Source organism: Streptococcus mitis (assembly GCF_047459985.1).
GTDB lineage: Bacteria > Bacillota > Bacilli > Lactobacillales > Streptococcaceae > Streptococcus > Streptococcus mitis_DZ.
In genome coordinates this window covers 25,230-48,844 of record NZ_JASHHD010000006.1, presented here as the reverse complement: position 1 = coordinate 48,844, position 23,615 = coordinate 25,230, and the positions used below count along the sequence as shown (strand labels likewise).

Here is a 23,615-nt window from a genome sequence, read left to right as displayed (position 1 = left end):
GGATAGCGTTATAATTATACAAAATTAACAGAGAGGTTGTTTATTTATGAAGTCGAAAAAATGGATATTTGTTTTATGTAGTTTTCTTGCAAGTTTCTTCTTAGTTGCTTGTCAGTCAGGTTCTAATGGTTCTCAGTCAGCTCTTGAGGCCATTAAGCAAAAGGGGAAATTAGTTGTAGCGACCAGTCCTGACTATGCACCCTTTGAATTCCAAGCATTGGTTGACGGAAAAAACCAGGTAGTCGGTGCGGATATTGATATGGCCCAAGCGATTGCGGATGAACTTGGGGTTAAGTTGGAAATCTCAAGCATGAGTTTTGATAATGTCTTGACCAGTCTTCAAACTGGTAAGGCTGACCTAGCAGTTGCGGGAATTAGCGCTACTGACGAGAGAAAAGAAGTCTTTGATTTTTCAATCCCTTACTATGAAAACAAGATTAGTTTCTTAGTTCGTAAGGCTGATGTAGAAAAATACAAGGATTTAACAAGCCTTGAAAGTGCTAATATTGCAGCCCAAAAAGGGACTGTTCCAGAATCAATGGTCAAGGAACAATTGCCAAAAGCTCAATTGACATCCTTAACAAATATGGGTGAAGCAGTCAATGAATTGCAGGCTGGAAAAGTAGATGCTGTTCATATGGATGAACCTGTTGCGCTTAGCTATGCTGCTAAAAATGCCGACCTAGCTGTCGCAACTGTCAGCTTGAAGATGAAAGACGGCGAAGCTAATGCAGTTGCCCTTAGAAAAAATAGTGCTGATTTGAAAGAAGTGGTGGACAAGGTCATCCAAAAACTTAAGGATGACGGCACCTACCAAAAATATCTTGAAAAAGCAGCAAGCCTAACAGAAGTTGAACAATAAGAAAAAAGCAGAGTTGGAGGTCAATCCAATTCTGCTTTTAAATAGTTTAAAACATTTTCCAGATTGTCTAAGGAAACCTTGGCAAATTGATAAGGACAGGCATCCAAGTAAGCCTCTTCAAAGAAGTCTAAGCCCAGTTGGCTGTGTTTGAGACTGGCGATTTTAGGATATTGTCTCAGATCGAGCAATAAACCATCGTGTAGGGGAAAGTGAGGAAGGGGACAAGGAGTGTTAGCTAGTCTTTCCTCGAGTTGTTTTTGGTAAGCTTCCTGATTGGACAAGCGAGCCAAACGATTTTTCTCAAACAATTGACTGTCAATATAGAGTGACAGGGCCTTTTGCATGATGAGGTTACTGTCGTAGTCTAGGATATTTTTGTAGGCCACAAAGGCTTCCTTGATAGCATTTGGAAGAATGAGTGCAGTTATCCGCAGGGCTGGAAAGAGGCTGGTTGAGAAGGACTTGATATAAATGACGCGCTCCTCTGTATCCAGATAGTGGAAGGTCTGGCCTTTCTTGGAGTCTAAATCCCCTAGATAGTCGTCCTCTACGATATAGACACCATACTTGGTAGCTAAATCAAGAATAGTCCGTTTGTCCTGTTCTGAATAGGAATGCCCCAGAGGATAGTGGAAGCGAGGAATAGTGTAGAAAAACTTGATTTTTCCTGTCTTGAAATGGTCTTCCAGTTCCTCCAAGTCAATCCCATCAATGCCTCGTTCAATCGTTTGATGGTCCAATCCCTGAGCAATCAAGAGACGATTCATCCGATGGTAGGTCGGCTGTTCCACCAAGATTTCCTTTGCTTGGCTTGGAAAGGATATTTGAGAAAGGATAAACAAGGCTTGTTGGGTTCCAGAAGTCAATACCAGCTGGTCAGCCTTGCAGTAGAGGGCTTGGTCAAAGAGGAGATGGTGAATGGACTGTCTTAGGTCTTCTAATCCTTCTTGGTTGTCATAGTAGTTGAAGAGGTAGTTTTCCCGGCCAATCAAGGTTTCATTGACACAGAGTCGAAAATCGTCATAGGCGCTGGCATGTTCGTCAGTGACTTCGATTTCTAGGTCCTGGTGTTGTCCTTGTTCTAGAACATAATAGCCACTCTGGGGCTTGGCATAGAGGTATTGTTCGTGCCGTAATTCCAGCAGGGCTCGTTGAATGGTGTCCTTGCTACAGTGAAAGTCCAGGCTCAGTTGACGGATAGAAGGCAGGCGACTTCCCGTAGGAAAGTGTCCAGACTCGATGCCATTTTTCAGAAAAGATATGACCTCTTGGTACTTGCTTTGTTTCTTCATTCCAGACCTCCCTTGATTTTGTTACATTGTACCCTTTTTTTTTCTTCTTGGCAATGTCTAGAGTGTTTCTCTCGTTCACATCTAGGGGCAAATGTGGTATACTTAGGAGTAACATTTATAGAATAACAGACAAGAAAGTGAATGGATAAGAACGTGCAGGAACCAGTGAAATTATTTCAATACAATACCCTTGGAGCCTTGATGGCCGGCCTTTATGGTGGTTCCATGACAGTAGGAGAATTGCTAGAGCATGGTGACCTTGGTTTAGGAACCTTGGATTCCATTGATGGGGAATTGATTGTTTTAGATGGCAAGGCTTATCAGGCCAAAGGGTCAGGAGACCAGCCAGAAATTGTGGAAGTATCACCAGATGCCCTTATTCCTTATGCAGCAGTAGTACCGCATCAGGCAGAGGTTATTTTCCGACAGCGCTTTGAGATGACAGACAAGGAATTGGAAGAGCGAATCGAGTCTTATTATGATGGGGAAAATCTTTTCCGCTCTATCAAGATTCGTGGGGAATTTTCACATATGCATGTGCGCATGATTCCCAAGTCGACACCAGATACCAAGTTTGCTGAGGTTGCAACCCATCAACCGGAATATAGTCGTGACAATGTGGCGGGGACCATTGTCGGTTTCTGGACGCCAGAGATTTTCCATGGGGTTAGTGTGGCAGGCTATCATCTGCACTTCATATCAGATGATTTGACCTTCGGTGGACATGTCATGGACTTTGTCATCAAGGAAGGAATTATCGAGGTGGGAGCTGTTGACCAATTGGACCAACGTTTCCCAGTCCAAGATCGTCAATACTTGTTTGCTAAGTTCAATGTTGACGAGATGAAAAAAGATATTGAAAAGGCAGAATAGGAGAAGAAGATGACCATTCATATTATCATTACCATGGTGCTGTTGCTGGCTCTCTTGATAGGGAGCATTTGGTATGCCAAAAAGAGATACCAGATTAATCTAGCTGTCTTGGGCTTGGGGGCTGTAGCCTTCTTTGTCTCTTCACAGATTTTGGAAAAACTGGTGCATATCTTGGTTTTGCATCCTCAAAAAGACGGTAGTATTGCCCTCTTGCAGGATCATCCACTTCTCTATATCCTCTATGGCTTAGCCATGGCAGCCCTTTTTGAGGAAACTGCTCGTCTTATTTTCTTCAAATGGTTGGAGAAAAAGAGAAGTTTGGAAAAGGCAGACGCTTTGGCCTATGGACTAGGGCATGGTGGCTTGGAATTGATTTTCCTTGGCCTTACTAGTTTGCTGAATCTCTACATCGTTCTCTCAGCAGTTCAAACTCAGAATCCACAGGTCATGCAATTGCTGTCTGAAAATATGTTGAAAACTATCCAGTCACTGTCTGTCTGGCAGATTTATTTGCTTGGTTTTGAACGGATTTTGGCCCTAGGCTTCCAATTACTCTTGACTGTTTGGGTTTACCAAGCTGTTCGCCAGAAGAAATGGATTTATCTCCTAGCAGCCTATGGCCTACATGCCTTCTTTGACCTAGCTCCATCTCTAGCTCAAGTTGGCTGGCTGACAAGTCCAGTCTTGGTGGAAGTTGTCCTAGCACTTGAACTTGTTCTAGTTGCCTATGGAACCAAGGCTATCTTTTGCAAAAAATCATAAGAAAAAGAGGGTAACCTCTTTTTTTATGCAAAAATCCAAACAAGATTTTTTTATGGTCGTCAAATGTCTCTAAAAATGGTATAATGGAATGAATTTTTAAAAAGGAATCGTAACATGTCAGTAAAAGAAAAAATGCTTGAAATCTTAGAAGGGATTGATATCCGTTTTAAGGAACCCTTGCATACTTATAGTTATACAAAAGTAGGTGGAGAGGCTGATTATCTGGTCTTTCCACGAAATCGTTTTGAGTTGGCTCGCGTTGTTAAATTTGCCAATCAAGAAAATATCCCTTGGATGGTTCTTGGAAATGCCAGCAACATCATCGTTCGTGATGGTGGAATTCGTGGATTTGTCATCTTGTGTGACAAGCTCAATAATGTTTCGGTTGATGGCTATACCATTGAAGCTGAAGCAGGGGCCAACTTGATTGAAACAACTCGCATTGCCCTTCGTCATAGTTTGACTGGTTTTGAGTTTGCTTGTGGCATTCCGGGGAGCATCGGCGGTGCTGTCTTTATGAATGCGGGTGCCTATGGTGGCGAGATTGCCCATATCTTGCAGTCTTGTAAGATTTTGACTAAGGATGGAGAAATCGAGACCTTGTCTGCCAAAGATTTGGCTTTTGGTTACCGTCATTCAGCCATTCAGGAGTCTGGTTCAGTTGTCTTATCAGCTAAATTCGCCCTTGCTCCAGGAAATCATCAGGTTATCAAGCAAGAAATGGACCGTTTGACGCACCTACGTGAACTCAAGCAACCTTTAGAATACCCGTCTTGTGGTTCGGTCTTTAAGCGTCCAGTGGGCCATTTTGCAGGTCAATTAATTTCAGAAGCTGGCTTGAAAGGCTATCGTATCGGTGGTGTTGAAGTATCTGAAAAGCACGCTGGTTTCATGATCAATGTTGCTGACGGAACGGCTAAAGATTACGAGGACTTGATTGAGTCTGTGATTGAAAAAGTCAAGGAACACTCAGGCGTCACTCTTGAGAGAGAAGTCCGTATCTTGGGTGAAAGCAAGTAGGAAGCTGTATTTGAAAAGCTGCTGCTATGTCATGGAAGGGGGTGAAAGCCTATCGTTAGCGCAGAAGAATGTAGGCAGTTTAATCTCCTACACGAGGTAGTGGCGGCCTGACAGAGCCCTGATCTGTTAATCTATGAAAAAGAAGGAATAAATGACAATTGAAAAAACCAATTATTGAATTCAAAAACGTCTCTAAAGTTTTTGAAGACAGCAACACCAAGGTTCTCAAAGACATCAACTTTGAGTTGGAAGAGGGGAAATTTTATACTCTTCTAGGCGCATCTGGTTCAGGAAAATCAACGATCCTTAACATCATTGCAGGTTTACTGGATGCGACGACAGGAGATATTTTGCTGGACGGTGTCCGCATCAATGACATCCCAACCAACAAGCGAGATGTCCATACGGTCTTCCAATCCTATGCCTTGTTTCCACATATGAATGTGTTTGAAAATGTTGCCTTTCCACTCCGCTTGCGTAAGATTGACAAGAAAGAAATCGAGAAACGCGTGGTGGAAGTTCTCAAGATGGTTCAGTTGGAAGGTTTCGAAAAACGTTCCATCCGTAAACTATCTGGAGGACAACGTCAGCGTGTAGCTATTGCCCGTGCGATTATCAACCAACCCCGTGTGGTACTCTTGGATGAGCCTTTGTCAGCCTTAGACTTGAAGTTGCGAACAGATATGCAGTACGAATTGCGTGAATTGCAACAACGATTGGGTATTACCTTTGTCTTTGTTACCCACGATCAGGAAGAAGCCCTGGCTATGAGTGACTGGATTTTCGTTATGAATGACGGTGAAATTGTTCAGTCAGGAACACCAGTTGACATCTACGACGAGCCAATCAACCACTTTGTTGCAACCTTTATCGGTGAATCAAATATCCTGCCAGGTACCATGATTGAGGACTACTTGGTCGAGTTTAACGGCAAACGCTTTGAAGCGGTCGACGGTGGTATGAAGCCAAATGAACCTGTTGAAGTGGTGATTCGCCCAGAGGACTTGCGCATTACCCTTCCAGAAGAAGGCAAGCTCCAAGTAAAAGTTGATACGCAGCTCTTCCGTGGGGTTCACTATGAGATTATCGCCTATGATGAACTTGGTAACGAATGGATGATTCACTCGACTCGTAAGGCCATCGTTGGTGAGGAAATCGGTCTGGATTTTGAACCAGAAGATATTCACATCATGCGTCTCAATGAAACAGAAGAAGAGTTCGATGCTCGTATCGAAGAATACGTAGAAATCGAAGAGCAAGAAGCAGGTTTGATTAACGCTATTGAGGAGGAAAGAGAATGAAGAAAACAACCTCTAAACTCTTTGTAGTGCCCTACATGCTTTGGATTGCGCTCTTTGTATTGGCACCTCTGGTCTTGATCTTCGGTCAATCCTTTTTCAATATCGAAGGCCAGTTTAGTTTAGAAAATTATAAATCTTACTTTGCGTCACAAAACTTGACCTACCTAAAAATGAGTTTCAACTCTGTACTCTATGCAGGAATTGTGACCTTTGTGACCTTGCTTATCAGCTATCCAACAGCCCTCTTTTTGACCCGTCTCAAGCACCGTCAACTCTGGCTCATGCTGATTATCCTGCCAACTTGGATCAATTTGCTCCTCAAGGCCTATGCCTTTATCGGGATTTTTGGTCAAAATGGCTCTATTAACCAATTCTTGGAATTCATCGGAATTGGTTCACAACAGTTGCTCTTTACCGATTTCTCCTTTATCTTTGTCGCAAGCTACATCGAGCTTCCCTTTATGATTTTGCCGATTTTCAATGTCTTGGACGATATGGACAACAATCTCATCAATGCCAGTTACGACCTCGGTGCGACCAAGTGGGAGACCTTCCGTCATGTCATCTTTCCTCTGTCTATGAACGGCGTGCGAAGTGGGGTTCAGTCGGTCTTTATCCCAAGTTTGAGTCTCTTCATGCTGACCCGTTTGATTGGTGGGAACCGCGTTATCACCTTGGGGACTGCCATTGAGCAGAACTTCCTGACCAATGACAACTACGGTATGGGTTCAACCATCGGTGTGATTCTCATCCTGACCATGTTCATCACCATGTGGGTGACCAAGGAAAGGAGAGAACGATGAAAAAATTATCGAATCTTTACCTAGCCTTTGTCTTTATCGTCCTTTATTTGCCAATCTTTTACTTGATTGGCTATGCCTTCAATGCTGGGGATGATATGAATAGCTTTACAGGTTTTAGCTTGACTCACTTTGAGACTATGTTTGGTGATGGACGACTCATGCTTATCTTGGTTCAAACCTTTTTACTAGCCTTCCTATCAGCCTTGATAGCGACGGTGATTGGGACTTTTGGGGCTATCTACATCTACCAATCACGCAAAAAATACCAAGAAGCCTTCCTATCTCTCAATAATATTTTGATGGTTGCACCAGACGTTATGATTGGTGCCAGCTTCTTGATTCTCTTTACCCAACTCAAATTTTCACTTGGATTTCTGACGGTTCTTTCCAGTCACGTAGCCTTCTCGATTCCAATCGTAGTGCTTATGGTTTTACCACGATTAAAAGAGATGAATGGGGATATGATCCATGCGGCCTATGACCTTGGGGCTAGTCAGTTCCAAATGTTTAAGGAAATCATGCTTCCTTACTTAACGCCGTCTATCATTGCAGGCTATTTTATGGCTTTCACCTATTCATTGGATGACTTTGCCGTGACCTTCTTTGTAACGGGGAATGGTTTTTCAACCCTGTCAGTTGAGATTTACTCTCGGGCTCGTAAAGGAATTTCTCTTGAAATCAATGCTCTTTCAGCCTTGGTCTTTCTTTTCAGTATTATCCTAGTTGTAGGATATTACTTCATTTCACGTGAGAAGGAGGAGCAAGCATGAAACGACTCTATTCATTTTTAGCAGGAATTTTAGCCATTATCCTTGTCTTGTGGGGGATTTCCTATCATCTTGATAGCAAGATTAATAGCCGTGATAGTCAAAAACTGGTTATCTACAACTGGGGAGATTATATCGATCCTGAACTTTTGGAGAAATTTACAGAAGAAACAGGAATCCAAGTCCAGTACGAAACCTTTGACTCTAACGAAGCCATGTACACGAAAATCAAGCAGGGTGGGACAACCTATGATATTGCTATCCCAAGTGAGTACATGATTAACAAAATGAAGGATGAAGACCTCTTAGTTCCACTGGATTATAGTAAAATTGAGGGAATTGAGAATATTGGTCCAGAATTTCTCAATCAGTCTTTTGATCCAAATAACCAGTACTCTATCCCATACTTCTGGGGAACTTTGGGAATTGTCTACAATGAAACCATGGTGGAAGAAGCGCCTGAACATTGGGACGACCTCTGGAAACCAGAATACAAGGATTCGATCATGCTCTTTGATGGGGCGCGTGAAGTGCTTGGTTTAGGTCTTAACTCACTAGGCTATAGCCTCAACTCAAAAGATCCAGAGCAACTGTCACAAACGGTTGATAAACTGTATGAGCTAACTCCTAATATTAAGGCAATTGTGGCGGATGAGATGAAGGGTTACATGATTCAGAACAATGCTGCTATCGGTGTGACCTTCTCAGGGGAAGCTAGCCAGATGTTGGAAAAGAATCCTAACCTCAAATATGTCGTGCCGACAGAAGCAAGTAACCTCTGGTTTGATAACATGGTTATTCCTAAAACTGTCAAGAACCAAGATGCAGCTTATGCCTTTATCAACTTCATGTTGAAGTCTGAAAATGCTCTTAAGAATGCAGAGTATGTGGGCTATTCAACACCAAACAATGCTGCTAAGGAAATGCTCCCAGAGGAGACAAAAGAGGACAAGTCCTTCTATCCAGATGCAGACACTATGAAACACCTAGAAGTTTATGAAAAATTTGACCATAAATGGACAGGAATCTACAGTGACCTCTTCCTACAATTTAAAATGTATCGGAAGTAGGAGCTAAACGGATGAAAACGAATCAGTCAAGCTGGTTCGTTTTTTAAGTACGACGGGCATGTCGTGCATCTGAGGTGTAAGTCCTCCATGGGCACCCGCTACCGGTGAACCCAATAGCGATTCCCAAGCCTGACTATCGTGAGGTAGCGGGGAGAGGAAGGGATAGCGAAATCGTGGCTCTACGAACAGGAACGTGATAGTAAGGCGTATATAGCGGATAAGGAGGCTTAAAACTCTAAAGTCCAAAAAGGTAGTCGTAACCTATATGCGTAAATCACGAGAGTAAACGAGGAAAGATGTACGACTTATCCCGTGAGGTCTCATGAGTGCTGAAAGCGTAGTAACAACGAATCATGAGAAGTCAGCCGAGGCCATAGTAGTGAGGAAACTTCTGTAATAGAAGTGGAGCGAAGGGGTGAACAACTTATTGAAGTAATCCTACTTCACTTGTGTCTGTAAAACGAACGGTCTGATAGAACTGGACTCTGTCACGTATTGACTAGATGAAGGTTCACCAATATAAGATGTCCCTCAGGCACCAAAACAAGAAAGGAATACGCACATGTCAAAATTGCTAGATAAGATATTATCACGCGAAAATATGCTTGAAGCTTACAATCAAGTAAAATCCAATAAGGGCTCCGCTGGGATTGATGGAATTACTATTGAAGAGATAGATGACTATCTCAGACAAAACTGGCGCCTGACTAAGGAACTGATAAAACAGAGAAAATATAGGCCTCAACCAGTTCTCAGAGTTGAGATTCCTAAACCAAACGGAGGCATCCGTCAACTAGGAATTCCAACGGTTATGGATAGAATGATTCAACAGGCCATTGTTCAAGTCATTAGCCCTATTTGTGAGCCCCATTTCTCAGATACGAGCTATGGATTCAGACCAAATAGGTCATGTGAAAAAGCCATCATCAAGCTACTAGAGTATATTAACGATGGCTATGAGTGGATAGTGGATATTGACTTAGAGAAATTCTTCGATACAGTTCCTCAAGATAGACTAATGTCTCTTGTTCATAATATCATCCAAGATGGTGATACAGAATCACTGATTCGTAGATATCTCCATTCAGGTGTTATCATTAACGGACAACGATATAAAACCTTGGTAGGGACACCTCAAGGAGGCAATTTGTCTCCACTCTTGTCTAATATCATGCTTAATCAACTGGATAAGGAGTTAGAGAATCGAGAGCTTCGCTTCGTCCGCTACGCAGATGATTGTGTCGTCACAGTCGGAAGTGAAGCAGCGGCCAAGCGAGTGATGTATTCTGTTAGTCGTTTTATTGAGAAACGACTAGGATTGAAAGTCAATATGACTAAAACCAAGATTGTGAGACCAAGTAAACTGAAGTATCTAGGATTTGGATTCTGGAAGTCAGCTGAGGGGTGGAAAAGTCGCCCGCACCAAGACAGTGTACAGAATTTCAAGAGAAAACTCAAGAAACTGACTAGCCGAAAGTGGAGTATTGACTTGGATAGTCGTATTGAGAAGCTCAATTGGCTTATCCGAGGCTGGATAAACTATTTCGCCTTGACTAATATGAAGTCAACTATGTTAAGCATTGATGAAAGATTGAGAACACGAGTTAGGGTTATTATCTGGAAACAATGGAAGAAGAAATCTAAGCGACTTTGGGGACTTCTTAAATTAGGAGTTCCGAAATGGATAGCAGATAAAGTATCTGGCTGGGGCGACCATTATCAATTAGTAGCTCAGAAGTCGGTACTTAAACGTGCTATATCAAAACCAGTCCTTGAAAAACGTGGACTGGTTTCGTGTTTGGATTATTACCTTGAACGACATGCGTTAAAAGTTAGTTGAACCGCCGTATGCCGAACGGCACGTACGGTGGTGTGAGAGGGGCTTGAGATTATCCCCTACTCGATTAGAAGTCAGCTTTTATAGCCATATCTTTTTCTATTCTAGTTGCTTATTTTCTTTCCCAGTAGTATACTAAGTTTAACCTTACAGAAAGCGGTAACAAATAATGAAAATATCTACTTTTTTCAAAAAATTTTTTTGGGCAGCCTTTTTGACTGTTCAGCAAACTGTTATACTATTCTCTCTAAAGGATGGTTTGGATCGACAATACCTAACAACTGAGTCTATATATTTGGTGATAGGGTTCTTTATATTTGTAAATATTTTCGAAGCTATCTTTAACAATTCAAAACTTTGGAATAAAAGTTGGGATAAAAAGAAAAATGGCAGTAAGAAAAAATATATTCTGAAAAAGTAACCAGAGATTTAGGGAGTTGGTTATTTAAATGAGGATTATTTCCAGTTGACGCAGACTTAAAAAAACGATATAATAAGAAAGTTGAGAATTGGTTTTCTCTCCATCTTAGTTCAGAGAATTGGCGGTGCTGCGAGCCATCTAAGATAGAAAATCATGCTACTCGATTGTAACAATTGCATAAGAATCAAGAATGACAAGTTCATTGAATGAAGGTGGTACCGCGGTTTTTCGCCCTTCGTGATATGGATTTGTCTTTTATTTTTGGAGGTGTTTATGAGAACATTTCTTGTCAAACAGAAATTTCGCCTAGGTGGTGAACGCTTTGATATCAAGGATGAGTTAGGTAATGTCGCCTATCAGGTTGAAGGTTCATTTTTTAAAATTCCTAAAACCTTTACCATCTATGATGCTGCTGGTGAACAGGTTAGTGAGATTCGTAAAGAAGTCTTAACTTTCCTACCACGTTTTGAAATTCAACTTAGTAACGGAGATAGTTTTTATATCCGTAAGAAGTTGACTTTCTGGAAGGATAAATATGAATTTGATAATCTTGGTCTTCGCATCGAAGGAAACGTCTGGGATTTGAATTTTAAATTGCTAGATGACCGCGATCAAGTAATTGCGGAGATTGCCAAGGAACTTTTCCATTTAACCTCTACCTATACCGTAACCGTCTATGACGAATCTTATGCAGACCTAGTCATTTCCCTCTGTGTCGCTATCGACTATGTGGAAATGCTAGAAAGCCAATCAAATTAGTAAAAAGGAGATACATATGAAACAATTATCTAGTGCACAAGTCCGCCAAATGTGGCTTGATTTCTGGGCTACAAAAGGCCACTCAGTAGAACCATCCGTTAGTTTGGTTCCAGTAAATGACCCAACACTTTTGTGGATCAACTCAGGGGTTGCCACTCTTAAAAAATACTTTGATGGAACCATCATTCCTGAAAATCCACGTATTACCAATGCTCAAAAGGCTATCCGTACCAACGATATTGAAAACGTAGGGAAGACTGCTCGTCACCATACTATGTTTGAAATGTTGGGGAACTTCTCAATCGGGGATTACTTCCGTGACGAAGCAATTACATGGGCATATGAGCTTTTGACAAGTCCTGAGTGGTTTGACTTCCCTAAAGACAAACTTTACATGACTTATTATCCAGATGACAAGGATTCATACAACCGCTGGATTGAAGTGGGAGTAGATCCAAGCCACTTGATTCCAATCGAAGACAATTTCTGGGAAATCGGTGCTGGACCTTCTGGACCTGACACAGAAATTTTCTTCGACCGTGGAGAAGCCTTTGACCCAGAAAATATCGGTCTTCGTCTTCTTGCAGAAGATATCGAAAACGACCGTTACATCGAAATCTGGAATATTGTCTTGTCACAATTTAACGCGGACCCTGCGGTTCCTCGTAGCGAGTACAAGGAATTGCCACACAAGAACATTGATACGGGCGCTGGTTTGGAGCGTTTGGTGGCGGTTATCCAAGGGGCTAAGACCAACTTTGAAACTGACCTCTTCATGCCAATCATCCGTGAAGTTGAGAAATTATCTGGTAAGGTTTACGACCAAGATGGCGACAACATGAGCTTTAAGGTCATCGCTGACCACATCCGTTCTCTTTCATTTGCGATTGGTGATGGTGCCCTTCCTGGAAATGAAGGTCGTGGTTATGTCCTTCGTCGTCTCCTTCGTCGTGCCTCTATGCATGGTCAAAAATTGGGTATCAATGAGCCTTTCCTTTATAAACTTGTTCCAACTGTTGGAAAAATCATGGAAAGCTACTACCCAGAAGTACTTGAAAAACGTGACTTTATTGAGAAAATTGTCAAGAGCGAAGAAGAGTCATTTGCTCGTACCCTTCACTCAGGTCAACACTTTGCCCAAGGCATCGTAGCAGACTTGAAAGAAAAAGGACAATCTGTCATTGCTGGTCAAGATGTCTTTAAACTCTATGATACATACGGATTCCCAGTAGAGTTGACAGAAGAAATCGCTGAAGAAGCTGGTATGACTGTAGACCGTGAAGGTTTTGAAGTAGCCATGAAGGAACAACAAGAGCGTGCGCGTGCATCTGCTGTCAAAGGCGGATCTATGGGGATGCAAAATGAAACCCTTCAAAACATCACAGTGGAAAGCCGCTTTAACTATGAAGCATCTCAATTGTCTTCTAAATTAGTGGCTATCGTGGCTGACAATGCAGAAGTAGCAGCTGTTTCAGATGGAACTGCCTCTCTTATCTTTGCGGAAACACCTTTCTACGCTGAAATGGGTGGACAGGTAGCTGACCACGGTCAAATCTTGGATGCTGCAGGAAACCTTGTAGCGACTGTAACGGATGTTCAAAAAGCACCAAATGGACAGGCTCTTCATACTGTTGAAGTCCTTGCACCGCTTGCTTTGAACCAAGAATACACTTTGGCCATCGATAGCAATCGTCGTCACCGTGTCATGAAGAACCACACAGCAACTCACTTGCTCCATGCGGCCCTTCACAATATCCTTGGCCACCATGCAACTCAAGCAGGTTCACTTAATGAAGTAGAATTCCTCCGCTTTGACTTCACCCATTTCCAAGCTGTGACTCCAGAAGAATTGCGTGTTATTGAGCAACAAGTCAATGAGAAAATCTGGGAAGCCATCGCAGTCAAGACTGTTGAGACAGACATCAACACAGCCAAAGAAATGGGAGCTATGGCCCTCTTTGGTGAGAAATACGGTAAGGAAGTCCGTGTTGTAACGATTGGTGACTACTCAGTTGAACTTTGTGGTGGTACTCACGTAGGTAACACTTCTGAAATCGGTCTCTTCAAGATTGTCAAGGAAGAAGGGATCGGATCAGGGACTCGTCGTATCTTGGCAGTGACTGGTAAGGAAGCCTTTGAAGCTTATCGTGATCAAGAAGATGCACTGAAAGCCGTCGCAGCAACCTTGAAAGCTCCTCAACTCAAAGAAGTACCTCACAAGGTTGAAGGACTTCAAGAACAACTCCGTCAATTGCAAAAAGAAAATGCAGAATTGAAGGAAAAAGCTGCAGCAGCAGCCGCGGGCGATATCTTCAAGGATGTTAAGGAAGTCAACGGTCACCGTTACATTGCTAGTCAAGTGTCTGTATCAGATGCTGGTGCCCTTCGTACTTTTGCAGATAACTGGAAACAAAAAGACTACTCTGATCTTCTTGTCCTTGTTGCTGCTATTGGTGACAAAGTCAATGTCCTTGTAGCAAGCAAGACAAAAGACCTTCATGCAGGAAACCTTGTCAAAGAATTGGCACCAATCGTCGATGGACGTGGTGGTGGAAAACCAGACATGGCCATGGCAGGAGGAAGCAACCAAGCTAAAATTCAAGAATTGTTGGATGCAGTAGCAGGTAAATTGTAATCAAGTAATACTCTTCGAAAATCTCTTCAAACAGCGTCAGCTTCACCTTGCCGTACTCAAGTACAGCCTGCGGCTAGCTTCCTAGTTTGATCTTTGATTTTCATTGAGTATAAAGATCTATCCATTTGGGTAGATCTTTTTGCGTAGACAAAAAAGCCAAATCCGATTGGACTTGGCTTGGTTATTATGAGCTATTAGATAGTATTGGCTGCCCAGACGCTTACCGAAGCAGCTGAGACTGGGAATTGTCCATAACCTTCTTCATCGATTGTAACTTGACCTTGGTGGTTTTCAAGTAGATCTACAAAGGTTTGGTTAGCACACTCTTGGCCGACAAACATTGACTTACTGTTTTCTTGGTCATTGGAAATCAAGACTGCGATGGGGGATTGATTTTCAGCACCTGAACGTACCCAACCGATACAGTTAGCATCATCAAAGTAGTCATTTTGTTCTCCATAGGCCAAGTCTTTTCGGATGGCTAGGAGGCGGTCAAGGACTTCTTTGAAATCTTCTTGGGCATATTTCCCTGAAATCCCATAGTAATCTCCATAAAAGACACATGGAAGGCCATCTTGGCGTAACAGAATGAGGGAATAGGCTGCTGGTTTGAACCATTCTTCAACGGTAGACTCAAGAGCCTGACCTCGTTGGGTATCATGATTATCGACAAAAGTCACAGCCTTGTCAGGTTTGAGTTCAACCAGGCTATCTGTAAAAATGCCACGAAGGTCATAGTTTGCGCCAGCTTGACTGGCTTCAAAGAGATTCTGGTGGAGACGAACATCGACAAGGTCAAAGCGTTCTTCCGTTTTTTCAAGATAGTCCAGATTGGCTTCCTTGTCAGGATTCCAGAATTCACCAAAAACATAGAAATCTTGACCATATTTTTCCTTCATATCACGGATAAAATTGCGCATAAAGAAAGAATCGATGTGTTTGACTGCATCCAAGCGGAAACCAGTTACACCAGTGGTTTCCATGAACCAGTCTGCCCAGTCATAGATATTTTGAATGACTTCAGGATGTTTAAAGTCTAGGTCGGCATACATGAGGTAGTCGTAGTTTCCGTTCTCGTTATCGACCAATTCCTCATTTGCCCAGCCCTTATTGTCCCCTTGGATCAGATAAATGCCAGACTTACGACGTTTGGCATCGTAGTCTGTACCAGTAAAGTGGTACCAATGCCAGTGGAAGTCATTGTAGCTATCTTGGCGACCATCGAAGGTAAAGCTAGTCCAGCCATTGATAGTGAAGGGTTCTCCAAGTTCAACTGTACGGTCTACGGGATCCACTTCGATAACCTGAAAGGCTTCCATATGATCGGCTGCAGCCTTGTGATTGAGCACCACATCGGCCATGGGCTGGATTCCCTGCGCTTTTAGGGCTTGAATAGCTTGAAGATAGTCTTCTTTGAAACCATACTTGGTGCGGACAGTCCCTTTTTGGTTGAACTCTCCTAAGTCAAATAAGTCATAGACACCATAGCCGACATCTTTTTCATTGGTTGCCTTGAAAGCTGGTGGCATCCAGACGTGGCTGATACCGAGATCAGCTAGGTGTTGAGCATCTTCAGCTAGACGCGTCCAGTGCTGGCCGTCGTGGGGCAGATACCATTCAAAGTATTGCATAAGTGTTTGATTTTGCATGATGTTTCCTCTTACTTGTCAATCTTGTTCTATATTCTATCATAAAGTTCTATCTTACGCAAACGTTTGCGTAAGATAGAAGAAATATATTTTAACTATTTAAAGTAAAGTGTTGATTTTTTTGTATTAAAGTGCTAGTATAACAGTATATAACATAGATAAAGATAGGAGTCAGCCCATGATTGAATTTCAAAATGTTAGTAAGTTGTATGGTGATAAAGAGGCCTTGAGCAATCTCAATTTGCAGATTGAAAATGGAGAAATTATGGGCTTGATTGGCCATAATGGTGCTGGAAAATCGACCACCATAAAGTCTCTAGTCAGTATCATTTCACCCAGCAGTGGTCGTATTTTGGTAGATGGTTTAGATTTATCGGAAGATCGCTTGGCTATCAAACGAAAGATTGGCTACGTTGCAGACTCGCCTGACTTATTTTTACGTTTAACGGCCAATGAATTTTGGGAATTGGTTGCTTCATCCTATGATTTGAGCAGCTCTGACTTGGAAGCTAGTCTAGCTAGGCTGTTGAACGTTTTTGATTTTGCTGAAAATCGCTATCAGGTTATTGAAACCCTTTCTCACGGAATGCGTCAGAAAGTCTTTGTGATAGGGGCGCTCTTATCTGATCCTGATATTTGGGTCTTGGATGAACCCTTGACTGGTTTGGATCCCCAGGCTGCTTTTGATTTGAAGCAAATGATGAAGGAACATGTACAAAAAGGCAAGACTGTCCTATTTTCGACGCATGTACTCGAAGTTGCTGAGCAAGTCTGTGATCGGATTGCCATCTTGAAAAAGGGGCATTTGATTTATTGTGGTAGTGTAGAGGACTTGAGAAAAGACCACCCAGATCAGTCTTTGGAAAGTATCTACCTTAGCCTTGCTGGTAGAAAAGAGGAGGTTACGGATGCGTCTCAAGGTCATTAAAAAATTAGTTGATATCAATATCCTTTATTCATCAAATGAGACGAACCTAGCAAATCTACGCAAAAAACAAGCTAAGAATCCCGATAAAAAGGTTGATGTATCAGGGAAATTGTTACGTTCTTATCTTGTTTCTAGCCTGTTGCTACTCATCTTATTTTCGAATCTAGTTTTTCGTTATCCCTTTGAGGAGGTTCCCAGTTTATTTAGTAATATGATTGCTATTTTTCTAGTTATTGTCTTTTCTAATAGTTTAACAGCCTTTTACAATGTTTTTTATGAGAGTAAGGACTTATCCTCTTATAGTCCTTATGCCTTTAAGGAATCAGAAATTATGCTTGCCAAAGGAATATCTGTTCTTTTGCCGTCTCTAGTTGGACTTGTCCCTATCTTAGCTTATTTTCTAGTTCTTTATCTTCGATTAGCTCCCTCTCTTTGGTTGGGGTTGCCCTTGATGTTACTGTCTTTGACCTTATTATTGGTCTCAGTTGGTCTAGGGATGGTCTTGGCAGTCCATTTTTTGGCCCAGACAGCATTTTTCAGAAAGCACCAGTCTATTCTGTCTAATGCCATGATTGGTCTAGGGTTATTATTCCCTATGATACTGGTTTTCTATTCAAATTCAGGAGCTAGTATAGAGACAGTTAGAGAAGTCCCAACCCTCGTTTATCCTCTTCATATCTTTTATAAAATAGCAGTAGAGCCTTTTTCTCTTGAATCTATCTTTGGATTACTTGCTTGGATAGTAGCAACTGTTTTGCTACTTTATCTGACAAAAAAGAAGGTTGTTCCTCAATTTTATCAAGTAGTTATGACCAACAGTGAGGAAAAAATCAGAAAAGAGCGTCGTAGCAAACAAAGCATTTCCATAACTAAAAAAGGTTTTTTCCGTATGGTGTTACGCTACAATCTCTCCCTCTTGGGACAGGGAACTAGCTTGGTGACAGTGCTTTTTACAAGTACTTTCCTGCCTTATTTCTTTATGATAGGCTTGATATTTAAGATTAGGGATTCACAGCTTGTTCCAGAAATAAATGCCGAATATTGGTTGCCCTTGTTTTTTGTGGGAGTATTTATAGCAGTTTTAAATAACAATATCACAAGTCTATCTTCAATCGGGTTATCTCTGGAGAGGGAAAATTTTGATTTTCTGAAGAGTTTGCCCTTTGATTTTGCTCGTTATGTGAAAGTGAAATTTTGGATTATCTTTGCTGTCCAGTCCTTTTTACCTATCGTGACTTTACTTGGTCTTTCCCTTTATTTAGGATTGCCCATCCTTTCGATGATTTACCTTATTGTTGTATGGCTCCTTGCCAGTGTCATCCTTTCTTGCCACCATTACTTTAAGGATGTGAAAAATCTCTCAACCAATTGGAGTAGTATTACGGACCTGGTGAATCGTTCAAATGGCATAGTCGCAATTGTTTTGATTTTTATTTATAGTGCAATCCTAATGGCCCTTGTAATTGGTAGCATATTCTTAGTTCAGTCTCTTTCTCCTGTTCTTGCCATCAGCTTGGGGGTAGGAGCTCTTATCCTCCTGCTTGGTCTTGCTATATTTAGCTATCATTACTATCTGTCACGGATATTGGTAGAGATAGAAAAAAGATGAGCTAGTTGGTCGCTTGCTTGACAAATTTAAAAAAAGAAATGCTCCTCCAAGACGGAAGAGCATCTTTTATTGTGATTTTGATTCGGTTTCTGCAGACTCGAGATGGAGTTCTTGGTAACTTGGTGCCTTGAAAAGGTCAGAACTGGTTTTACCTTGTCGTTGGCTAAAGAGACTAGTTGATTGACTACCTTTTTCTTGCTCAATCTTTTGCAGAATTGGTAAGGAATTGAGGTAAGAAATATTTTCAGTATCAACTGTTCCAAGGTGATCTGCTTGGTAGAAACGTATTAAATCACCAGTTTGAATCTGGTCGCTGATTTTCAGTTGTTGACTGGCTGCCTGACGAATGCTTTCCAGTTCAGTTTGAGCTTGTTCATCAAGATTGCTGATTTCAAGACCACTTTCAGTATAGTAGGTTCGTCCGTCATAACTGGTGTATTTAGGTGTGACGAAGGAATTGGCAGTCCGAAAGGCAACGATTTCTTGATGATCTGGAGACAGAAGGTCTTGTCCTACTTGAAGGAAGGAATTGGACTCAATACCAAGGAGGTGTTCGAGAGTCGGTAAGATATCGATTTGTCCACCGTAGGTATTGATGATTTGCCCCTTTTCATAACCAGGCATGACTACCATAAAAGGCACTCGTTGCAACATGGCGTTATCGTAATTCGACCAATTTTCAGAAGTCTTGCTAATCAAGGGAGCCAGGTCAGGATTGCGAGAATTGGAAATGCCATAATGGTCTCCGTAGATGACGATGATAGAATTTTCATAGAGGCCACTTTCTTTGAGATAGTCAAAGAAGGACTTGATAGCACTATCCAGATAGTTGGCTGTTTGGAAGTAGCCGTTGATTGTTTCATCTTTGGTTTTAGCCAAGGGGAAACCAAGCTCATCGCCAGTCAGATTGCTGGCATAGGGATAGTGATTGGACACCGTGATATATTTAGCATAAAAAGGCTGCTGCAGGTGCTCCAGATATTGGATGGAATCTTTCATCATGATTTTATCATTTAAACCATATTGGAAAGAGTTACTACTGTCTTGCTTGGTGAAGTAGGAAGCATCAAAGAAGTATTGGTAGCCCCATTGTTTGTAGGTTGTATTTCGATTCCAGAAGGTACCGATATTGCCGTGAAAGACTGCACTCGATTGGTAGCCGTTTTTCGATAGGATAAAAGGAGCTGCTTGCTGGGTATTGGTACCTCCATAGTTGACCATGAAAGAACCTTGGTCAAGTCCAAACAAACCAGTCTCCAGCATGGTTTCTGCATCTGAAGTCTTACCAGCCTTAACTTGGTTAAAGATATTCGAAAAGGCTAGGGTTGATTGCGAATGGTAGAGGGAATTAAGGAAGGGAGTGACTTCGTGCTCAGTTCCATCTATGTTGAGTTTATAGTCAAGCAGGAATTGTTGGAAACTCTCCAAGTGGAGATAAATTACATTTTTCCCTTTAGCTAAGCCAAAATAGTCTGGATTGGGCTTGGCAGAATGTTCTTGAATATAGTCTGTAATAGGTTGAAGGTCAGTCTCAGAAGCCTTAGCACGTTCTTTGTTGGCGCTATAGGATTGGTTGGCACTATAGCCTAAAAAGGCTGGCAAACTAAGGGCACGTACAATATAATAATTGGAAAATCCTCGCGATAGGAGATCGGGACGTTCAATTTCAGCCAAGAAAAGATTAGCTGAAAAGAGCAGGGCTGAGAGAGCAGTGATAGCAACACTGGAGCGGAATTTGAAAGGTCTCCTATCCAGTTGGATGCATTTTTTATAGAGAAGATAAGCCAACAGTGGGAAATCCATAAAATAGATGAAATCCCAAAGACGCAGTAACTCTAGTTCTGCAGTACCAACAGACACCTTGCTGACCACTTTCATGGTATTAGCCGTGATAAAGTCACTAAATTCTCGATAGTAAAAGACATTAGAATAGAGCCAAATGAATAAAAGGCTGTAGATAGCTATGCTAAGACTGTAAAAGGCCTTGGTTGACCGAGTATAGAGGGCTAGAGCCAGCAGGAGGAGTCCCAAAGGAAGGGGATTGAAAAAGGCGATAAAGGCAAGGTAATTTCCCTGCAATTTGCCCAATTGAATATCTAAATTAAAGTCAACGGTATAGGCTAGTAAGGTTTTGAGCCAATAGAGGATTAAAAGGGTTAGGACAAAACCCAGTCTGGTACTCAGGGCATTTTGGATTTTGTTAAAATTGATTCTCACACAATTACTTCCTAAGTTTTTATTAGTATCAGTATACCATTTTTTAAAACTAGAGTAAAAAAGCGAGGGTAGTTTCTTTTTTGAGAATTGTCATAAAATTTGCTATAATAGGGACTATGAATAGAATAAGAGTCAGCAAACGGGTTGAAAAGAAGCTCGCTAAAGGGCTAGTTTTACTAGAAGCTAGCGACCTTGCAGATGTTCATCTCAAGGATCAGGAAGTAGAAGTCCATAGTCAAGATGGAAACTTTCTTGGGACTGCCTATCTTTCTCAGCAAAACAAGGGCTTGGGCTGGTTTGTCAGCACAGACAAGGTGACCTTTAATCAAGCTTTCTTTGAAACACTGTTTAGAAAAGCCAAAAAAAAGAGAAAAGCTTATTATCAAGATGATTTGACAACTGCCTTTCGTCTCTTTAACCAAGAGGGAGATGGCTTTGGGGGTCTGACAGTGGATCTTTATGGTGATTATGCCGTCTTTTCTTGGTATAACTCTTATGTTTATCAGATTCGTCAGACTATCTCAGAAGCCTTTAGACAGGTTTTTCCTGAGGTTTTAGGAGCCTATGAGAAGATTCGCTTTAAGGGTCAAGACTATGAATCTGCCCATGTTTATGGTCAAGAAGCACCTGACTTTTTCACTGTTCTGGAAAATGGTGTCTTGTATCAAGTCTTTATGAATGATGGCTTGATGACAGGGATTTTCCTAGACCAGCATGAGGTTCGTGGGAGTTTGGTAGACGGTTTGGCCATGGGTAAATCCTTGCTCAATACGTTTTCCTACACAGCGGCTTTTTCAGTAGCTGCAGCCATGGGAGGAGCAAGCCAGACTACTTCAGTTGACCTAGCTAAACGTTCACGAGAATTGTCTCAAGCGCATTTTCAGGCAAATGGAATCAGTACAGACGACCATCGTTTTATAGTCATGGATGTCTTTGAGTATTTCAAATATGCTAAGCGAAAAGGCTTGTCTTATGATGTGATTGTCCTAGATCCGCCTAGCTTTGCTCGGAACAAAAAACAAACTTTCTCTGTGGCCAAGGATTATCACAAGTTGATTTCCCAGAGTCTTGAGATTTTAAATCCGGGAGGGATTATCATTGCTAGTACCAATGCTGCCAATGTTTCCCGTCAGAAATTTACAGAACAAATTGATAAAGGCTTTGCAGGAAGAAGTTACCAGATTTTAAACAAATACGGTCTTCCAGCAGATTTCGCCTATAATAAAAAAGATGAAAGTAGTAATTACCTCAAGGTGATTAGTATGAAGGTTAGTAAATGAAATTAATCGTTTCAGTAATGCCAAGAAGTTTAGAGGAGGCCCAGGCTCTGGATGCCACGAGATATCTGGATGCCGACATCATTGAATGGCGTGCCGATTATCTGCCTAAGGAAGCGATTTTGCAGGTGGCTCCAGCCATTTTTGAAAAATTCGCAGGCCGTGAGTTGGTTTTCACGCTACGAACTCGCTCTGAAGGGGGAGAAATCGACCTTTCTCCAGAAGAATATATCCATCTCATCAAGGAAGTGGCACAACTCTATCAACCAGACTATATTGATTTTGAGTATTATAGCTACAAGGATGTTTTTGAGGAAATGCTGGACTTCCCAAATCTCATTTTGAGTTACCACAATTTCCAAGAAACACCTGAAAACATGATGGAAATCTTGTCAGAGTTGACGAGTTTAAATCCAAAACTTGTTAAGGTTGCAGTGATGGCTCACACAGAGCAGGATGTGCTAGACTTGATGAACTATACACGAGGATTTAAAACCCTCAATCCTGAGCAGGAATATGTAACGATTTCTATGGGTAAGGTAGGCAAGGTCTCTCGTATCACTGCGGATGTAACTGGTTCTAGCTGGTCTTTTGCTAGTCTAGATGTGGCCAGTGCCCCTGGTCAGATTTCTCTAGCTAACATGAAAAAAATCAGGGAGATTTTGGATGAAGCTTGATGGCTATACACGTTTAGCTGCCGTTGTTGCCAATCCTATTAAGCATTCTATTTCTCCCTTTATTCACAATAGGGCCTTTGAGGCGACAGCTACCAACGGTGCTTATGTGGCTTGGGATATTGAAGTGGGTGACTTGGCAGAAACGGTTGCCAATATTCGTCGCTACCAGATGTTTGGTATCAACCTTTCCATGCCCTATAAGGAGCAGGTGATTCCTTATTTGGATGTGCTGAGCGATGAGGCGCGCTTGATTGGTGCGGTCAATACAGTTGTCAATGAGAATGGCAATTTAATTGGATATAATACAGATGGCAAGGGATTTTTTAAGAGCTTGCCTTCTTTTACAATTTCAGGTAAGAAGATGACCTTGCTGGGTGCAGGTGGTGCGGCTAAGTCCATTCTGGCGCAAGCTATTTTGTATGGCGTCAGTCAGATTTCGGTCTTTGTTCGTTCGGTTTCTATGGAAAAAACAAAACCTTACCTAGACAAGTTACAGGAGCAGACAGGCTTTAAGGTGGACTTGTACGCTTTAGAAGATGTTTCTGAACTGCAAGCAAGGATTGCCGAGTCGGATTTGCTGGTTAATGCGACAAGTGTGGGCATGGATGGTCAATCCTCTCCAGTTCCTGAAAGCATAGTTTTACCAGAAACTCTCTTAGTAGCAGATATCATTTACCAACCCTTTGAGACGCCATTTTTGAAATGGGCCAGAAGTCAGGGTAATTCAGCAGTCAATGGTCTGGGAATGTTGCTCTATCAAGCTGCAGAAGCTTTTCAATTGTGGACAGGAAAGGAAATGCCGACGGAAGAGATTTGGCAGTCCTTAACAGAAAAATACCAATAAAGAAAAGGAGAC

General features: G+C 41.8%; 19 protein-coding genes and 1 pseudogene. 17 read left to right on the top strand and 3 right to left on the bottom strand.

Annotated features, from left to right (window positions below):
- Positions 1-46: 46 nt before the first annotated feature.
- A complete protein-coding gene (locus QM959_RS05120) occupies positions 47-862 on the top strand; it encodes an ABC transporter substrate-binding protein (protein ID WP_414371850.1) in 816 nt (271 codons plus the stop codon).
- 20 nt (positions 863-882) lie between these two features.
- Here QM959_RS05120 and QM959_RS05115 read toward each other — a convergent pair whose 3' ends face one another.
- Positions 883-2,154 carry a PLP-dependent aminotransferase family protein gene (locus QM959_RS05115; protein WP_247934733.1) on the bottom strand — a complete coding sequence of 424 codons (1,272 nt, stop codon included), beginning with the start codon at positions 2,152-2,154 and terminating at the stop codon, positions 883-885.
- Positions 2,155-2,295: 141 nt separating this feature from the next.
- On the opposite strand from QM959_RS05115, the gene budA reads away from it, so the two are divergent.
- The 11 genes and pseudogenes from budA (at position 2,296) to alaS (ending at position 14,402) form a co-directional block, all read left to right on the top strand.
- Positions 2,296-3,027 (top strand): acetolactate decarboxylase, encoded by a 732-nt coding sequence (gene budA, locus QM959_RS05110; protein WP_247934734.1) that lies wholly within the window; start codon positions 2,296-2,298, stop codon positions 3,025-3,027.
- 9 nt (positions 3,028-3,036) lie between these two features.
- Positions 3,037-3,789: a YhfC family intramembrane metalloprotease gene (locus QM959_RS05105; protein ID WP_414371848.1), complete on the top strand. Its 753-nt coding sequence runs from the start codon at positions 3,037-3,039 to the stop codon at positions 3,787-3,789.
- 114 nt (positions 3,790-3,903) lie between these two features.
- Positions 3,904-4,809: a UDP-N-acetylmuramate dehydrogenase gene (murB, locus tag QM959_RS05100; protein WP_414371846.1), complete on the top strand. Its 906-nt coding sequence runs from the start codon at positions 3,904-3,906 to the stop codon at positions 4,807-4,809.
- Positions 4,810-4,967: 158 nt separating this feature from the next.
- Positions 4,968-6,104: pseudogene (locus QM959_RS05095) on the top strand (ABC transporter ATP-binding protein); the annotation flags it as partial.
- Between the two features lie 2 nt (positions 6,105-6,106).
- Positions 6,107-6,913 carry an ABC transporter permease gene (locus tag QM959_RS05090; RefSeq protein ID WP_216730522.1) on the top strand — a complete coding sequence of 269 codons (807 nt, stop codon included), beginning with the start codon at positions 6,107-6,109 and terminating at the stop codon, positions 6,911-6,913.
- Positions 6,910-7,683 carry an ABC transporter permease gene (locus tag QM959_RS05085; RefSeq protein ID WP_414371843.1) on the top strand — a complete coding sequence of 258 codons (774 nt, stop codon included), beginning with the start codon at positions 6,910-6,912 and terminating at the stop codon, positions 7,681-7,683. Before QM959_RS05090 ends, QM959_RS05085 begins: the two co-directional genes overlap by 4 nt.
- Positions 7,680-8,750, top strand: coding sequence for an ABC transporter substrate-binding protein (locus tag QM959_RS05080; protein ID WP_414371841.1), 1,071 nt, complete (start codon positions 7,680-7,682; stop codon positions 8,748-8,750). The genes QM959_RS05085 and QM959_RS05080 overlap by 4 nt, the downstream gene beginning before the upstream one ends.
- A 562-nt stretch (positions 8,751-9,312) precedes the next feature.
- Positions 9,313-10,590: a group II intron reverse transcriptase/maturase gene (gene ltrA, locus QM959_RS05075; protein ID WP_414371840.1), complete on the top strand. Its 1,278-nt coding sequence runs from the start codon at positions 9,313-9,315 to the stop codon at positions 10,588-10,590.
- A 166-nt stretch (positions 10,591-10,756) separates the two neighbouring features.
- The gene (locus tag QM959_RS05070; RefSeq protein WP_414371838.1) at positions 10,757-11,008 is read left to right on the top strand and encodes a hypothetical protein; all 252 of its coding nucleotides are present in this window, start codon (positions 10,757-10,759) and stop codon (positions 11,006-11,008) included.
- 273 nt (positions 11,009-11,281) lie between these two features.
- Positions 11,282-11,767, top strand: a complete 486-nt coding sequence (locus QM959_RS05065; RefSeq protein WP_414371836.1) for an LURP-one-related/scramblase family protein — start codon at positions 11,282-11,284, stop codon at positions 11,765-11,767.
- Between the two features lie 16 nt (positions 11,768-11,783).
- Positions 11,784-14,402: an alanine--tRNA ligase gene (gene alaS, locus QM959_RS05060; RefSeq protein WP_414371834.1), complete on the top strand. Its 2,619-nt coding sequence runs from the start codon at positions 11,784-11,786 to the stop codon at positions 14,400-14,402.
- A gap of 194 nt (positions 14,403-14,596) precedes the next feature.
- Here alaS and QM959_RS05055 read toward each other — a convergent pair whose 3' ends face one another.
- On the bottom strand, positions 14,597-16,051 hold the full coding sequence (locus tag QM959_RS05055) for an alpha-amylase (RefSeq protein WP_414371833.1): 1,455 nt from the start codon (positions 16,049-16,051) through the stop codon (positions 14,597-14,599).
- Positions 16,052-16,229: 178 nt separating this feature from the next.
- Between QM959_RS05055 and QM959_RS05050 the strand changes: the two genes are divergently transcribed.
- A complete protein-coding gene (locus QM959_RS05050; protein ID WP_414371831.1) occupies positions 16,230-16,979 on the top strand; it encodes an ABC transporter ATP-binding protein in 750 nt (249 codons plus the stop codon).
- Complete coding sequence (locus QM959_RS05045; RefSeq protein WP_414371829.1) at positions 16,960-18,588, top strand: hypothetical protein; 1,629 nt, start codon at positions 16,960-16,962, stop codon at positions 18,586-18,588. The genes QM959_RS05050 and QM959_RS05045 overlap by 20 nt, the downstream gene beginning before the upstream one ends.
- A gap of 66 nt (positions 18,589-18,654) precedes the next feature.
- Here the strand turns inward: QM959_RS05045 and QM959_RS05040 are convergent, their stop codons facing one another.
- Complete coding sequence (locus QM959_RS05040; protein WP_414371828.1) at positions 18,655-20,805, bottom strand: LTA synthase family protein; 2,151 nt, start codon at positions 20,803-20,805, stop codon at positions 18,655-18,657.
- Between the two features lie 116 nt (positions 20,806-20,921).
- On the opposite strand from QM959_RS05040, the gene QM959_RS05035 reads away from it, so the two are divergent.
- The 3 genes from QM959_RS05035 to QM959_RS05025 are packed head-to-tail and all read left to right on the top strand — an operon-like array spanning position 20,922 to position 23,603.
- A complete protein-coding gene (locus tag QM959_RS05035) occupies positions 20,922-22,085 on the top strand; it encodes a class I SAM-dependent rRNA methyltransferase (protein WP_414371826.1) in 1,164 nt (387 codons plus the stop codon).
- The gene (gene aroD / locus QM959_RS05030) at positions 22,082-22,759 is read left to right on the top strand and encodes a type I 3-dehydroquinate dehydratase (RefSeq protein ID WP_414371824.1); all 678 of its coding nucleotides are present in this window, start codon (positions 22,082-22,084) and stop codon (positions 22,757-22,759) included. The genes QM959_RS05035 and aroD overlap by 4 nt, the downstream gene beginning before the upstream one ends.
- Positions 22,749-23,603 (top strand): shikimate dehydrogenase, encoded by an 855-nt coding sequence (locus QM959_RS05025; RefSeq protein ID WP_414371823.1) that lies wholly within the window; start codon positions 22,749-22,751, stop codon positions 23,601-23,603. Before aroD ends, QM959_RS05025 begins: the two co-directional genes overlap by 11 nt.
- Positions 23,604-23,615: the final 12 nt, after the last annotated feature.

Bases quoted from the DNA above. Each gene is read 5' to 3' on its own strand.
- QM959_RS05080 (WP_414371841.1), top strand. From the start codon at position 7,680: ATGAAACGACTCTATTCATTTTTAGCAGGAATTTTAGCCATTATCCTT.
- murB (WP_414371846.1), top strand. From the start codon at position 3,904: ATGTCAGTAAAAGAAAAAATGCTTGAAATCTTAGAAGGGATTGATATC.
- QM959_RS05115 (WP_247934733.1), bottom strand. From the start codon at position 2,154: ATGAAGAAACAAAGCAAGTACCAAGAGGTCATATCTTTTCTGAAAAAT.
- ltrA (WP_414371840.1), top strand. From the start codon at position 9,313: ATGTCAAAATTGCTAGATAAGATATTATCACGCGAAAATATGCTTGAA.
- budA (WP_247934734.1), top strand. From the start codon at position 2,296: ATGGATAAGAACGTGCAGGAACCAGTGAAATTATTTCAATACAATACC.
- QM959_RS05105 (WP_414371848.1), top strand. From the start codon at position 3,037: ATGACCATTCATATTATCATTACCATGGTGCTGTTGCTGGCTCTCTTG.
- QM959_RS05025 (WP_414371823.1), top strand. From the start codon at position 22,749: ATGAAGCTTGATGGCTATACACGTTTAGCTGCCGTTGTTGCCAATCCT.
- QM959_RS05070 (WP_414371838.1), top strand. From the start codon at position 10,757: ATGAAAATATCTACTTTTTTCAAAAAATTTTTTTGGGCAGCCTTTTTG.
- QM959_RS05035 (WP_414371826.1), top strand. From the start codon at position 20,922: ATGAATAGAATAAGAGTCAGCAAACGGGTTGAAAAGAAGCTCGCTAAA.
- QM959_RS05065 (WP_414371836.1), top strand. From the start codon at position 11,282: ATGAGAACATTTCTTGTCAAACAGAAATTTCGCCTAGGTGGTGAACGC.
- alaS (WP_414371834.1), top strand. From the start codon at position 11,784: ATGAAACAATTATCTAGTGCACAAGTCCGCCAAATGTGGCTTGATTTC.
- QM959_RS05055 (WP_414371833.1), bottom strand. From the start codon at position 16,051: ATGCAAAATCAAACACTTATGCAATACTTTGAATGGTATCTGCCCCAC.
- QM959_RS05090 (WP_216730522.1), top strand. From the start codon at position 6,107: ATGAAGAAAACAACCTCTAAACTCTTTGTAGTGCCCTACATGCTTTGG.
- aroD (WP_414371824.1), top strand. From the start codon at position 22,082: ATGAAATTAATCGTTTCAGTAATGCCAAGAAGTTTAGAGGAGGCCCAG.
- QM959_RS05050 (WP_414371831.1), top strand. From the start codon at position 16,230: ATGATTGAATTTCAAAATGTTAGTAAGTTGTATGGTGATAAAGAGGCC.
- QM959_RS05120 (WP_414371850.1), top strand. From the start codon at position 47: ATGAAGTCGAAAAAATGGATATTTGTTTTATGTAGTTTTCTTGCAAGT.
- QM959_RS05085 (WP_414371843.1), top strand. From the start codon at position 6,910: ATGAAAAAATTATCGAATCTTTACCTAGCCTTTGTCTTTATCGTCCTT.
- QM959_RS05045 (WP_414371829.1), top strand. From the start codon at position 16,960: ATGCGTCTCAAGGTCATTAAAAAATTAGTTGATATCAATATCCTTTAT.